Consider the following 13,983-nt stretch of genomic DNA (forward strand, 5'->3'; position numbering starts at 1 on the left):
ACTAAAATGAATTTAAACTTAAACAATAAAAATGCACTCGTCTGCGGAAGTACAGCAGGCATAGGAAAAGCAACGGCGCTTGCTTTAGCTAATGAAGGCGTCAACATCACCTTAGTAGCAAGAAATAGAGAAAAATTAAAACAGGTATTATCTGAATTACCTCATAGCGAAAACCATAATTATATAGTTGCCGATTTTTCTAACCCAAAAGAACTGCGAGAGCAAATCGTAAAATACATTGAAAAATTTCATGGGTTTCATATTCTGGTAAATAATACTGGTGGACCCAGAAGCGGTGACATTTTAAACGCCAGTTTAGAAGAGTTTGATAATGCCTTTACACAACATCTAAAATGTAATCATGTATTGGCGCAAGCCGTTATTCCTTTTATGAAAGAAGAAAGGTTTGGTAGAATAATCAATATAATCTCAACATCTGTTAAAGAACCAATTCCCGGTTTAGGTGTTAGCAATACCATTAGAGGTGCTGTTGGTAATTGGAGCAAAACCCTATCGGTAGAATTAGGTCCCTTTGGCATTACGGTTAATAACATATTACCTGGTTTTACTGAAACGGAACGCCTTAATGAAATTATTAAAATTAAGGCTAATGTCGAAGGAACATCCGTTGAAGAAATGGCTGAAATCATGAAAAACTACAGTCCAGCTAAGCGATTTGCAAAGCCAGAAGAAACAGCTCATGCTATTGTGTTTTTGGCAAGTGAAGCTGCTGGATACATTAACGGAATTAACCTTCCTGTTGATGGTGGACGAACAAAAAGTTTGTAACTTTATATCTAAATCTTGCGTGAAGGATTGAAGCAAGCTACCGTGTAGCGCGGAAAGCCTGACCCAAAAGGGCACGCCCAAAATAATATCAACCTATGAGTAAATTAGTTTTACCCTTAAATTTTAAAGCTTGGATAGAAGAAAACCGCCACTTACTAAAGCCACCTGTGGGCAATAAAGTGGTTTGGAAAGATGCTGATTTTATTGTAATGGTTGTTGGCGGACCCAATAACAGAAAAGATTATCATTACAACGAAACGCCTGAATTTTTCTATCAGATTGAAGGTGATATTGTGTTAAAAATTATTGATAAAGGCACTCCTAAAGATGTTCATATTAAAGAAGGTGATATTTATTTGTTGCCTCCAAAAGTACCACACTCGCCGCAACGTGGAGCTAATACCGTTGGCTTAGTCATAGAATATAAGCGACCCGAAGGTATGCGCGATGCACTTGTTTGGTTTTGTGAACACTGCGTAACTAAACTATACGAAGAAGATTTTACGCTTAAGAATATAGAAACCGATATGCCTAAGATTTTTGATAGATATTATGGCGATTTAAATAAACGTACCTGCCCAAACTGTGGCGAGATTATGGAACCACCAAAAAAAGTGAAAATCGATTAAATTTTTATGACACGCAAACTTCGTATTAACGGCCATTCACATTTGTTACCTTACCCAGAGGAAATTCCAGATTTTATGCGTGAAAAAGGAATTTTTTGGGTTGATAAAGACCGTAAATTCATGCTTCAAAAAGATTGGAGTCGCCCCGTAACAGACTCAAGTTTCTTTTTACATGAAAAATTAGAATGGATGGAACGTTTTAAGATAGACCATGCGGTTGTTTTAAATCTGTCTCAGCTTTATGGCAATGGGTTGCGTGTTGAAGAAATGAAACAAGCCTTGCGTTTTCAAAACGATTTTAATGCGCGTATACAAAATGAAAATCCAAATAAATTTACCTGCGGATTTGTGGTTCATCCTGGTTTTGTAAGAAGTGCTTGTTGGGAAATAGAACGCTGTGTTGAAACCCACGGCATGCAATTATTATGTTTGCCAACCCATTACATGGACACAATTGGTACTTGGCGCTGTATTTTTGATGAAGAAAATGAACCTATTTTTGAACTAGCTGACAAATACAATCTTGCTGTAGAAATCCATCCGTATGATGGCGAAAAGTTTATAAAATTAGAGAACACCTCATGGAGATTTCACCTTATTTGGATGCTGGCTCAATGTGCTGATGCCTACCACTTTTTAACATTAAACGGTTATCAAGAAAAATATCCGAATATGCGTACCTGTTTTGCTCATGGTGGCCAATTAGCTCAAATTAATTTAGGAAGACGTATTCAAGGATTTGATGGGAGACCCGATTTATTTGAAGGCAAACATCACCCAAGAAAAGCAGTTGGACATAAAAATATCTTTTTTGACACTTTAGTTCATGACACTGGATCATTAGAATTATTAATAAAAAACCAAGGTGCTAAACAAGTGATTATGGGATTAGACGACCCCTACCCATTAGGTGAAATGGAAAGCATTAAACAATCGTCGTATCCCGGAAAAATATTAGACCTTGCTATGCAACGCGAAATCATTACTGAAAAAGAGCGAGATGCTATTTGGGAAGACAACGTGATTCAATGGTTGTGTGGTGATGATGAGGCAGCTAAACAAAAATTACTTAAAAGAATACGATCTTAATGCATTTTCTACCCGAAGATTTAGATGATTACATCATAAAACATTCTGAAGAAGAACCAGAATTATTACAGCAATTAACACGAGAAACCTACCAAAAAATCCTGCAACCCATTATGCTTAGTGGACCTTATCAAGGGCGTGTTTTGAGTATGATTTCTAAATTGAAACAACCAAAAAATATTTTAGAATTAGGAACTTTCACTGGTTACGCCACACTTTGCTTGGCTGAAGGTTTGCAAAAAGAGGGCGAAATTCACACTATTGATATTAATGAAGAGTTAGCAGATTTTCAGCGTAAGTACTTTGATAAATCTGATTATGGATCTCAAATCATTCAGCATTTAGGAAACGCCATAGATATTATCCCAAAACTTGATAGAACGTTTGATTTAGTTTTTATTGACGCCGACAAACCTAATTACGTGAACTACTTCCATTTAATCATAGACAAGTTAAATACTGGAGGCATTATTTTATCTGATAATGTGCTTTGGCATGGAAAGGTTGTTGAACCTTTAGATTCCAAAGACAAATCAACAAAAGCTGTTTTAGATTTTAATACACTTTTAAAAGAAGATACAAGAATTGAAACTGTTGTTTTACCAATAAGAGACGGCTTAACAATTAGTAGAAAAAAATAAAAGTTTATAATTTACGCTTTACAGATCCTGTAAAATCGTCTAAATTATCTTTAACCTTTTTAAGTTCATCACCAATTTCTTTGGTGAAACTAGTGTCAATACCATTATTTTCAGCACTCTTTGTGATTTCGTTTTTAATATCATTGGTTGCATCTTTAAGAACTCTCATGCCTTTTGCCATCCCTTTGGCAATATCAGGCACCTTGTCAGCCCCAAAAACCATGACGACAATAAAAAGTATGAATGCTATTTCAGCACCACTAATAAATAAAAATGTAGGTTGATGTATCACGGTACAAATATAGTAAGTGTTTGATTAGAATAAAAAAAAAGCCGACTATAATAATCGGCTTTTAAATTTATTTAACTTTTGTGAGTACTTTTAAATTTGTCAAAAGCACTTTGTTTAATTTCTTTTGGCCAAGAATTATTTGATGTATCTATATCAGCGGTTTCTTTATTTGGATCAACTGTAACACTTATAATTTCTTTTTCGGAAGCCACTGCTTTGCTAACTTCTTTATCATTAAGACGCCAAATCTCAGCCGGATATGTGATGGTATCTGATGTTCCATCTGCATAACTATACTTAACAATTATAGGCATAACCATTCCCCCTGGCTTATCAAAAGTAATATTATAAAAATATTTTGGATGTTTCATATGGGCGCGTTCCTCCTTTGTGAAATTATCCATGACGTATTCCTTTAAAGGAACCGAATTTTCTAATAAGTCATTATTTTTTTCACTTTCATCTACGGTATCACTGCCTTCTTCAGATAAATAAACAAAACTATCAGATTTAAGATTATACCTTTTATAACGTTCTAATAGTTTTTCTCCTTGAGCGTTGGGTTTTGAAGATACATAATATTTTTTAACATCTTTTATACCTATATCAACCCAATCTGTTGTGTAAAACCAACCTCTCCAAAACCAATCTAAATCAACAGCAGAAGCATCTTCCATGGTCCTGAAAAAATCTTCTGGTGTTGGGTGCTTAAACATCCAACGATGCGCATATTCTTTAAATGCATAATCAAACAATTCATGTCCCATAATGGTTTCTCTTAATATCGTTAAACCTACAGCGGGTTTTGAATAAGCATTCGATCCAAAATTATGCACATTTAATCCTTTAGACATAATAGGTGCTGTAAAATCTTGATCACCGCCCATATATGGAATAATTGAGGTTGGATCGCTATTTCTCGCAGGAAAAACTTTATCACCAGGACATAAGCATTCAGGATACGTTTCTCCCATCTCCTTTTTTGCTATGGTTTGAAGAAATGAATTTAAACCTTCATCCATCCATGTCCATTGGCGCTCATCACTATTAACAATCATAGGAAAAAAGTTATGCCCAACTTCGTGAATAATAACTCCCATCATACCATACTTTACACGACTACTGTAAGTTCCGTCTTCATTAGGACGACCATAGTTCCAACAAATCATCGGGTATTCCATGCCTTGATTTTTTGCATGCACAGAAATAGCTTTATGATATGGATAATCAAACGTCATTCTAGAATAAGCCTTTAACGTTACTCCAACTGTTTTAGTAGACCATTCGCCCCAAAGCGGATTACCTTCTTTTGGATATAACGAAACAGCCATAACATCTTTGTCACCTACTTTAACAGCCATCATATCCCAGATAAATTTTCTTGATGTTGCAAATGCAAAATCACGTACATTTTTAGCGTCAAATTTCCATGTTTTTGTTTTTTTAGAGAAACCTTTTTCAGCTAATTCTGCTTCTGCTTGTGTCACAATTAAAACAGGTTCTTTATACGATTTTTTAGCCTTCTCGTAACGCTCCATCATCACTTTAGAAAATACCTCTTTTCTATTAGTTAAAACTCCTGTAGCATCTAAAATATGATCCGCTGGAACTGTAATATTTACTTCAAAATTTCCAAAAGGCAATGCAAATTCATCACGACCCCAAAACTGAGAATTCTGCCATCCCTCTACATCGCTATATACAGCCATCCTAGGATAAAACTGAGCAATTTCGTACGTTCTATTACCATCTTTTGGAAAATATTCGTACCCAGAACGATCTCTATCTGGAACGTGGTCATTAATATTGTACCACCACTTTATAGAAAAAGAAAACTTTTCACCATGTTTTAATGTTTTAGGTAAATCAACGCGCATCATCGTACTATTTATAATATAAGGTAAAGACGCACCACTTGTTTCAACAACTTCCTGAATATTAAAACCGCCATCAAAAGGATCTTTTAAATACTCTTTTGAAAACTTTGACATACTTTGAACAGGTTTAACACCGTCACTTTCAATTAAAGGAGATTTAGAGTCTTTAGCTCTTTTATTTTGATCTAATTGTACCCATAGGTAATCTAAATCGTCTGGGGAATTATTGGTATATGTTATGGTTTCGAAACCCGAAATTTTTGGATTCTTATCGTCTAAAACAATATCCATTTTGTAATCTGCCTCTTGCTGATAGTAAGCGCTTCCAGGAGCTCCTGATGCCGCTCTATACATATTAGGAGTAGAAAACTCATCATATAATTGTTTAAACTTATTGGTGTTTGTGTGACCTGTCTTTGCTTTTGGTTGATCTTGATCTTGGGCAAAGATTCCAACTGAAATTAAAAAAAAAGGGAGAATGTAATAAATAGTTTTCTTCATCATAAGCTTTAAATTAAACATAGCATTTTTTGCTTTTCACAAATAATTCTTTAAACATTTGATTAAAAAGTGTGCCAAAATAACGAATTATTCGATGAGTTTATGCTTTATAATTAAAATTTAACAACGCATCATCATCTTGACGAGTTAATATAAAACCCTTCTGTTTTGAGTTGATATTTGTCTTAATTATATTCTGTTGATTATCAAAAGCATCAAACAAAATTTTGTTTGAAATTTCAAAAGAAGAAATGTTTTTCACATTATCAATCTCAATATAGCAACGCATAATATCATAATCATATTCTTTACCGATAAATACCAAATTAACGTCTTTACCATTAATTTTGACTTTGATTTTATCTTTTAAATACGTTTCAATGTAATCATTCACACTTTTTGGTTCATTTTTTTCTGATAAGGTTATATTCTCATCGTAACGTTGGCGCAACGTATTCTCAAAATCATCTACAAATATGCGAGCTGTAATTTGAACCGTTTGTTTCTCTTTAATATAATTAATCTGGGTTACGCTAACATAATATTTATGAATGCCCGAGAATGCTAACAAAGGGATAACAATTAGGAGTAGAATTATTTTTTTCATATATGTTTAAAACAAAAAGTTCGTCAAAAGTAATTTATTTTAATTGTTCAAAAAGCATTCCAAAAAGGATTAATTTTTATTAGCCCTTAAATTCTCTAAATACTGTCTATATTTCATTCTCAAAAATATAAGTATTTTAAAATCAGTTTGGTTTTTACAATGGACTATAAAGTTTTCATCATCTGCACAGAAATAAAAAAAATCCATAACCAAATCATCTTGTAACGGGTTAGATGCTAAAAAATCTTTTTCTAACCGAGCTTTTATACTTTGCATTAAGGCTTCTTTTTCATCAATTTTAACTCTATTTTTAAGCATTTTGGTTCTGCCTGTTAGAGCATTAATTATTGGATTTAGAGGAATAATTCCAGAACCTGTTGTTGCTTCATTTAATTTTCGTTCGCTAATCGTTGCTGGTTTCCCTGTGTAACCTGGAATACCTACATCGTAAAAATTTATAGGAGGATCTCCTTCTGTTTTACTTATATCTAACAATAAATTACCTGTTAAAATTTTACCAACAACAACCTCATCTAATTCATTTATTTTTTCTTCTAAAAAAACTCGCATTGCTTTGAGAACGATTATATTTTTATCAATAATTACGGTTTTGGGTTTATGTTGTATAGACGAAAACAAAAGTGTATCATTCAGTTTTGCTTTTATTTTAAATCGCCCTTCGGAATCTGTTATTGTAAAAAATTGAGACGTTTTATTAATAACATTTATATTCTCAACATTAAGATCACTTTCTATTTTACCCTGAATTTCCACTGATTGAGAAAACGCATCTTGAAATTGGAAGCTGATAAAAATAATTATTACATGTTTAATTTTTACCATCCTCTAACTTTAAAAACAAACGCCTCTGTGCAATTAAAAACTCAATAAGTTGTACTTCATTCTCCTTTTTTAACAAGTCTTGATTAAACTCTTTTGACTCTAGAAAACCTATAAAAGATTGTACATCATTCAATGGAATGTTAAACGTTTTACTAATATCTTGAGAAGAATAAACATCTAATAGTTCTTTTGGTTTGGGTTCTTGCGGTATTTGATTTTTAACAGTTTTATTTTTTTTAGACTTAAAAATCAGTTTAGATATTGCAACAAAATTAACACCATTATGAAGTTGCCCTTTATTTACTATGGCATTTAATTGATTTTCTAAAACACCTCTATCAAAAGCTTTGTCATCATTATACTCGAAAGCCATGTCCATATTCCCCATGTCCAATTCAATATGAGCAGGCATTCTTACATCATCAATATCTAAAGCAATATTTCCAGAAAGCCCAGATGACAATACAACGGCATCAAGCTGATTAACACTTTCAACTAAAGATATTTTTAATAATTTAGAGTCTATAACTTCTTTCGTAATGGTAACTGAAACGGTTTTAAACTGTAAGGCAGAAATTTCAATTATATCGTTTAAAGCAACCTTAATAGTAAACTCCCCTTTATCATTAGTTATGGTTCCTTTATTTGATGATGTATTGTATATGGTTACATTTTCAACATCATTAAAATCTGCATGAATAATCCCTTTTACATTAATGCGAGTAATAGTTTGGCTTCTAACTGAAGTAATACAAAGTATTATAGTTATAAAGAGTACTATTCTTTTCATAAAAATTTCTTTAGAATATAAAGAACGGATATCAAATCTTAAAGAAAATGAAAAGTGTATTTAAAGTTTTGTTAAAGTAAGTTACTTCATAAAGTAATAAATTGCTACTTTTTGTTTAAAAATTGTAAACTCTTATTATGAATCAATTCTAATAATTCCATTTCTTTTCCATAATTAAGTAACGACATATCAAAATTATCACTTTCAACATACCTTATAAATTCTTCAACACGATGCTCTGGAATGTTGAAATTGTCAACTAAAAAGTCAGAACCAAAATAGTATTTAACAGATTCTATAGGAACTTCTGGAATCCCTGTTTCATCTTTATCTTTCACTTTCGACCTAAATAAGGGCAATAATAATTGATCAACAACATTTACAACATTTAAACCATGAATCATTTTTTGCCGTTGGGAGTTCATTACATTGTTACTAACTGCAGATTTATAATCAATATCATTATAAGCCTCATCGTTATTAACCATACCAAAATATAAATTATTCAACTTTGGCTTAAAATTTCCTGTACGTTTCATCTGTACTTCTAAATTTTTAGACAAACTATTTCCAGTTATAACAACTTCATCGAGCTTATTAATTTCATCAATCAAAAATATTTTCATGGTTTTAGCTTGTAAAATACTTTGATTAATTAGAAAACCAATGTTTTTAAACTGTAATGCACTTACCTCAATTGAATCATTTAGCTTAACTGGTAGCGTAAACTCACCATTTTCATTGGTTATTGTTCCTATCATAGAAGTCTTATTAAAAATCGATATCCCTGTAAGATCCCCGCCTTCAACAGTTACTTTTCCTTGTATGCTGATTGGTTTTAAATTTTGAGAAACAGCCTGCAAACCTGATAAAACAGCTAATAAGATTATAAATTTTTTCATAGTTTTTTGTCTAAAAATAATCTTTTAAAATATATTTTATCTATTAATATACTATAAACTTTTGGTAAATTGTACCAGATATAATTTTTTTAAAAATAATTTCAATGAAAAACATTTTTATTGCCAGCACCTCTACAACTCACGGAAGTAATTATCTAGACTATATTCTCGAGGATTTAACCATATTTTTTAAAGAAATAAACACCATTCTATTTATACCTTATGCAAGACCAGATGGCATATCACACGATGCCTATACAAAAAAAGCACAAGAGGCCTTTTTAAAAATTAAGAAAGACGTTATTGGAATTCACACTTTTGAAAACCCAAGTTTAGCAATTGAAGAAGCTGAAGCTATTTTTGTTGGTGGTGGCAACACGTTTGTACTATTAAATCAATTGTACAAAAACAACGTACTAAGTGTTTTAAAAGACAGCATTAGCAAAGGAACCCCCTATTTAGGCACAAGTGCAGGAAGTAATATTTGTGGACTTAGCATAAAAACTACTAACGACATGCCTATAGTGTATCCTCCAAATTTTAATGCTTTAGGTTTAGTTCCGTTTAATATAAATCCGCATTATCTAGACACTATTAAAAATTTAAAACATATGGGTGAAACCAGAGAAACACGTATCAAAGAATTTCATTGTTATAATACGCAACCAGTCATTGGGTTACGAGAAGGAAGTTGGTTGCATGTTAAAGGCGATTCGATAGTTTTAAAAGGACCGCTTACAGCCAGAATTTTTGAATATCAAAAGACACCTTACGAAGTAAAACCAGAGACAGAATTAAATACCTTAAAATAAAAAAGCCTCATCTTAATGATGAAGCTTCTTGAGCGGGAGACCGGGTTCGAACCGGCGACATTCAGCTTGGAAGGCTGACGCTCTACCAACTGAGCTACTCCCGCAATTCTATGGCAAATATAACTAAACTGTCCTTCTCTTTGCAAGAAAAAACACAACTTTTAAAAAAATAATATTCGGAATATCTAAGTAGTTAATAATGAAAATATAGTCAACAAAAAAGCCTTGAAAAACAAGGCTTTTTTGTTGACTAGCTCAAAATAATTATATTGAGTTTAATTATTTTATGATTTATGATAATGCATTTTCAAGAATTTCATGAGCATCTTTAGCCCCGTGCAATTTTGCATATTCTTCTGCAGTCATCCCTTTGTCTGATTTTGCTTTTAAATTAGCTCCTTTTGAAATTAAAAATTTCAAAATCTCAGTTCTGTTGTACTTTGCTGCATACATTACAGGTGTCATTCCGTTAGATTTTTGATTAATATCTGTACCTAATTCAATAAGCTTTTTTACAGTTTCAAAATCTCCTTTAGCAATTGAAACACAAAACGGACTTACTTTAAACTTAAGCACCGAAACAGTACTATATTTTTCTGTAGAATTTTTTAAAGGGCTAGCACTAACAGTGGCAATTGAAAAACATAATGCGACTGCTGAAATAATGATTGTTTTTTTCATGATGAAAGATTTTAATTTGATTATTGATTCGTTTTTTGATATATTATAAAGACGATAGTTTTTTAAATGTGTTACAGAAAAAGTAAGCAATAACATTTTTTTAACATTTTATTTTCTTCAAACAAATAGTATGTTAACCTAAAAATTCATTGAAATACTTGCTAATAAATGAGTATTTCGGAAAGCATTTTTACTCATTTTCTTATTAAACTTCGTTATCTTTGAGCCTATTAAAATCATATTAAAAATGAATAAAAAAGTCATCTTAATGATTCTTGACGGATGGGGGAAATCTCCAGACCCAAAAGTATCAGCAATCGATAATGCAAACACACCTTTCATAGATTCTTTATACACAAAATACCCGAATGCTTCTTTACGAACAGATGGTTTACACGTTGGTTTACCCGAAGGTCAAATGGGAAATAGTGAAGTTGGACATATGAATCTTGGAGCAGGAAGAATTGTTTATCAAGATTTAGTAAAAGTAAATCTAGCCGTAAAAAACAAAACCCTTAATAATGAAAAAGTATTAGTTGATGCTTTTGACTATGCTAAGAAAAACAATAAAGATGTTCATTTTGTTGGGTTGCTAAGTGATGGTGGTGTGCATTCGCACATCAATCATTTATTTGGTTTACTGGAAGCTGCCAATGATTTCGGTTTAACCAACTCCTATGTGCATGCCTTTACTGATGGTCGTGATGTAGATCCTAAATCTGGCTATGGATTTTTAACAGAATTAGAAGAAGAACTAGAAAAAACAAACAGCAAACTAGCTTCTGTAACGGGGCGTTATTATGCTATGGATAGAGATAAGCGCTGGGAACGTATTAAGCTAGCATATGATGTTATGGTACGTGGTGAAGGTGAACATTCTACCAATGTTACTGAGTCTATAGAATCTCATTACAAAAATGATATTACTGATGAGTTTATCAAACCTATTGTTATGGTTGATAATAATGACAAACCAGTTGCAACGATTAAAAACGGTGATGTTGTTATTTTCTTTAACTTCAGAACAGATCGTGGACGCGAATTAACTGAGGCGTTATCTCAAAAAGATTTTCATGAACAAAACATGCATAAATTAGATTTATATTATGTAACGCTTACCAATTATGATGATAGTTTTAAAAACATAAAAGTTATATTCAACAAAGAAAATTTAACAGAAACCTTAGGTGAAGTTTTAGAAAAGCATAATAAAAAACAAATTCGTATTGCTGAAACAGAAAAATATCCTCATGTTACTTTTTTCTTTTCTGGCGGACAAGAAACTCCTTTTAAAGGTGAAACACGTATTTTAAGAAACTCACCAAAAGTGGCCACTTATGACTTACAACCAGAAATGAGCGCCTACGAATTAAGAGATGCCTTAGTGCCTGAGTTACAAAAAGGAGATGTTGATTTTGTATGTTTAAATTTTGCCAACGGAGACATGGTAGGTCACACAGGCGTTATGAAAGCCGCCATTAAAGCATGTGAAGCAGTTGATATTTGTGTAAAAGATGTGGTTACAGCAGCACTTGACAATGATTATACAACTATATTAATTGCAGATCATGGTAATTGTGAAACCATGATAAATCCAGATGGCTCACCTAATACAGCTCACACAACAAATCCTGTTCCTGTAATTTTAATTGATAAAGATTTAAAAGAAGTAAAAGATGGTGTTTTAGGAGATATTGCGCCTACGATACTTAAACTTATGGGAATTGAACAACCAGAGGCCATGACGCGTCATTCCTTAGTTTAAAATTAATATTGTACTTTTACAGTAACCAAATGCAGCCCATAAATGAATTTTAACGACAAGCTTATTATTGCAGTCGATTTTGATGGTACCATCGTTGAAGATGCCTACCCAAAGGTTGGAAAACCTATGCTTTTTGCATTTGAAACTTTAAAAAAATTACAAGAAGAAGGGCATCGTCTTATTTTATGGACCTACAGAAGTGGCGACACATTGGATGAAGCTGTTAAGTTTTGTGAAGACAACGGAATTTTTTTCTATGCTGTCAATAAGAGTTTTCCCGAAGAGGAATACAAAACTGACAGAAGTAGAAAGATTCATGCAGATTTGTTTATTGATGACAGAAATATTGGCGGTTTTATAGGCTGGGGCAAAGTATACCAAATACTCATTGGTCATGAAGACATGCCAAATATTGATACTTATAAAAAGAAGAAAAGTTTATTAGATTTTTTTAAATAAACTTTTCTTCTTTTTTAAATCAACTCAAAATAAGCCTTCTCGATAGCTTCTCTATGATTTGGATGCGCTATTTCTACTAAAGCTTTTACACGATTTTGTATGGTCTTTCCATATAAATCTGCAATGCCGTATTCAGTAATAATATAATGCACATGAGCCCTCGTTGTTACAATACCGGCTCCTGGTTTTAGACATGGCACTATTCTGCTTATTCCGCTTTTAGTTGTTGATGGCAAGGCAATAATAGCTTTACCACCTTCACTCAAAGACGCCCCTCTTATAAAATCCATTTGCCCTCCAACACCTGAATATATTTTTGAACCCATAGAATCTGCACATACTTGTCCAGTAACATCAACCTCTATGGCTGAATTTATGGCTACCATCCGTTTATTTTGCTTAATAATGGAGACATCATTTACATAATCAGAAGCTCTTAATTCAATAAACGGGTTATCATCAACATAATCGTATAATCGTTTTGAACCCATTAAAAATGTGGCTAAAGTTCGCCCTGGACTAATAGCTTTATAATTTCCGTTAATAACATTATTTAAAATTAGGTCTATAACACCATCCGAAAACATTTCGGTATGTAAACCTAAATTTTTATGGTTAGTAAGTTTTGATAATACTGCATTAGGAATAACGCCAACCCCCATTTGCAACGTACTCTTATCTTCAATCAAACTTGCCACATAATCACCAATTTTATTTTCAACCTCTCCAGAAATAGGCAAGTCATGCGTCGGTATAGATTCATTACATTCAACAAATAAATCTATTTCTGTATGATGAATAATACCGTCACCATGTGTTCTTGGCATTTGTGGATTTACCTGTGCTATCACCGTTTTTGCGTTTTCAATGGCCGCCAAAGTTGCTTCAATAGAAACACCTAAAGAACAATACCCATGCTTATCTGGAACAGACACATGTATTAACGCCACATCGAGTGGTAAAATATTTCGTTTAAACAATAGCGGCAATTCACTTAAAAAAACGGGTGTATAAGATCCATTGCCAGCAGCTAATGTGTGTCTAACATTATTGCCCACAAAAAAGGAATTTACATGAAAACTGTCTCTTAGCTCTGGGTTTGAATAAGGAGCGTCTCCTTCTACATGTAAATGACAAACCTCAACATTTCTTAATTCTTCAAAACGTTGCGTCATAGCATTTATTAAAATCTGCGGCGTTGCAGCCGCAGCTTGAATATACACTCTATCATTTGACTTAATAACTTTAACGGCTTCTTCTGCAGTAACAATTTTATACATAATAGTCATTTTGAAACTCAAAATTA

15 protein-coding genes and 1 tRNA gene are annotated in these 13,983 nt (G+C 32.6%); 7 read left to right on the plus strand and 9 right to left on the minus strand.

All coding sequences use genetic code 11. The annotated features are described in order from the left end of the window. Positions 1-6 precede the first annotated feature (6 nt). From G5V56_RS13490 to G5V56_RS13505, 4 genes are all read left to right on the plus strand, one after another. Complete coding sequence (locus tag G5V56_RS13490; protein ID WP_166965888.1) at positions 7-789, plus strand: SDR family oxidoreductase; 783 nt, start codon at positions 7-9, stop codon at positions 787-789. A gap of 95 nt (positions 790-884) precedes the next feature. Then, positions 885-1,418, plus strand: a complete 534-nt coding sequence (locus G5V56_RS13495; RefSeq protein WP_166965890.1) for a 3-hydroxyanthranilate 3,4-dioxygenase — start codon at positions 885-887, stop codon at positions 1,416-1,418. A gap of 6 nt (positions 1,419-1,424) precedes the next feature. Further along, positions 1,425-2,507 carry an amidohydrolase family protein gene (locus G5V56_RS13500; RefSeq protein ID WP_166965893.1) on the plus strand — a complete coding sequence of 361 codons (1,083 nt, stop codon included), beginning with the start codon at positions 1,425-1,427 and terminating at the stop codon, positions 2,505-2,507. Further along, positions 2,507-3,148 (plus strand): O-methyltransferase, encoded by a 642-nt coding sequence (locus tag G5V56_RS13505; RefSeq protein WP_166965895.1) that lies wholly within the window; start codon positions 2,507-2,509, stop codon positions 3,146-3,148. The genes G5V56_RS13500 and G5V56_RS13505 overlap by 1 nt, the downstream gene beginning before the upstream one ends. A 4-nt stretch (positions 3,149-3,152) precedes the next feature. Here G5V56_RS13505 and G5V56_RS13510 read toward each other — a convergent pair whose 3' ends face one another. The 6 genes from G5V56_RS13510 to G5V56_RS13535 all read right to left on the minus strand — a co-directional run bounded on the left by G5V56_RS13510 (position 3,153) and on the right by G5V56_RS13535 (position 8,960). Beyond that, entirely contained in the window at positions 3,153-3,440 is a 288-nt protein-coding gene (locus tag G5V56_RS13510; protein WP_166965897.1) for a twin-arginine translocase TatA/TatE family subunit, read from the minus strand. Positions 3,441-3,511: 71 nt separating this feature from the next. Continuing rightward, positions 3,512-5,818 carry a M1 family metallopeptidase gene (locus tag G5V56_RS13515; RefSeq protein ID WP_166966145.1) on the minus strand — a complete coding sequence of 769 codons (2,307 nt, stop codon included), beginning with the start codon at positions 5,816-5,818 and terminating at the stop codon, positions 3,512-3,514. Between the two features lie 100 nt (positions 5,819-5,918). Continuing rightward, positions 5,919-6,425: a DUF6702 family protein gene (locus tag G5V56_RS13520; RefSeq protein WP_166965899.1), complete on the minus strand. Its 507-nt coding sequence runs from the start codon at positions 6,423-6,425 to the stop codon at positions 5,919-5,921. A 69-nt stretch (positions 6,426-6,494) separates the two neighbouring features. After that, a complete protein-coding gene (locus G5V56_RS13525) occupies positions 6,495-7,268 on the minus strand; it encodes a carboxypeptidase-like regulatory domain-containing protein (RefSeq protein WP_166965901.1) in 774 nt (257 codons plus the stop codon). Beyond that, positions 7,255-8,058, minus strand: a complete 804-nt coding sequence (locus G5V56_RS13530; protein ID WP_166965903.1) for a carboxypeptidase-like regulatory domain-containing protein — start codon at positions 8,056-8,058, stop codon at positions 7,255-7,257. Before G5V56_RS13530 ends, G5V56_RS13525 begins: the two co-directional genes overlap by 14 nt. 104 nt (positions 8,059-8,162) lie before the next feature. Continuing rightward, positions 8,163-8,960: a carboxypeptidase-like regulatory domain-containing protein gene (locus G5V56_RS13535; RefSeq protein WP_166965905.1), complete on the minus strand. Its 798-nt coding sequence runs from the start codon at positions 8,958-8,960 to the stop codon at positions 8,163-8,165. 104 nt (positions 8,961-9,064) lie between these two features. On the opposite strand from G5V56_RS13535, the gene pepE reads away from it, so the two are divergent. Further along, positions 9,065-9,772: a dipeptidase PepE gene (gene pepE / locus G5V56_RS13540; protein WP_166965907.1), complete on the plus strand. Its 708-nt coding sequence runs from the start codon at positions 9,065-9,067 to the stop codon at positions 9,770-9,772. Positions 9,773-9,803: 31 nt separating this feature from the next. On the opposite strand, the gene G5V56_RS13545 is transcribed toward pepE, so the two are convergent. Together G5V56_RS13545 and G5V56_RS13550 are read right to left on the minus strand one after the other, a co-directional pair. Further along, positions 9,804-9,876 (minus strand) — tRNA-Gly (locus G5V56_RS13545). Between the two features lie 187 nt (positions 9,877-10,063). Further along, positions 10,064-10,453 carry an ankyrin repeat domain-containing protein gene (locus tag G5V56_RS13550; protein ID WP_166965909.1) on the minus strand — a complete coding sequence of 130 codons (390 nt, stop codon included), beginning with the start codon at positions 10,451-10,453 and terminating at the stop codon, positions 10,064-10,066. Between the two features lie 247 nt (positions 10,454-10,700). Between G5V56_RS13550 and gpmI the strand changes: the two genes are divergently transcribed. Together gpmI and G5V56_RS13560 are read left to right on the plus strand one after the other, a co-directional pair. After that, entirely contained in the window at positions 10,701-12,218 is a 1,518-nt protein-coding gene (gene gpmI, locus G5V56_RS13555) for a 2,3-bisphosphoglycerate-independent phosphoglycerate mutase (protein WP_166965911.1), read from the plus strand. A gap of 42 nt (positions 12,219-12,260) precedes the next feature. Next, positions 12,261-12,677: a BT0820 family HAD-type phosphatase gene (locus G5V56_RS13560; protein ID WP_166965913.1), complete on the plus strand. Its 417-nt coding sequence runs from the start codon at positions 12,261-12,263 to the stop codon at positions 12,675-12,677. 14 nt (positions 12,678-12,691) lie between these two features. Here G5V56_RS13560 and G5V56_RS13565 read toward each other — a convergent pair whose 3' ends face one another. Beyond that, the gene (locus G5V56_RS13565) at positions 12,692-13,957 is read right to left on the minus strand and encodes an acetyl-CoA hydrolase/transferase family protein (protein WP_166965915.1); all 1,266 of its coding nucleotides are present in this window, start codon (positions 13,955-13,957) and stop codon (positions 12,692-12,694) included. Positions 13,958-13,983: the final 26 nt, after the last annotated feature.

The sequence above is a fragment of the Yeosuana marina genome (assembly GCF_011762485.1).
GTDB classification, from domain to species: domain Bacteria; phylum Bacteroidota; class Bacteroidia; order Flavobacteriales; family Flavobacteriaceae; genus Yeosuana; species Yeosuana marina.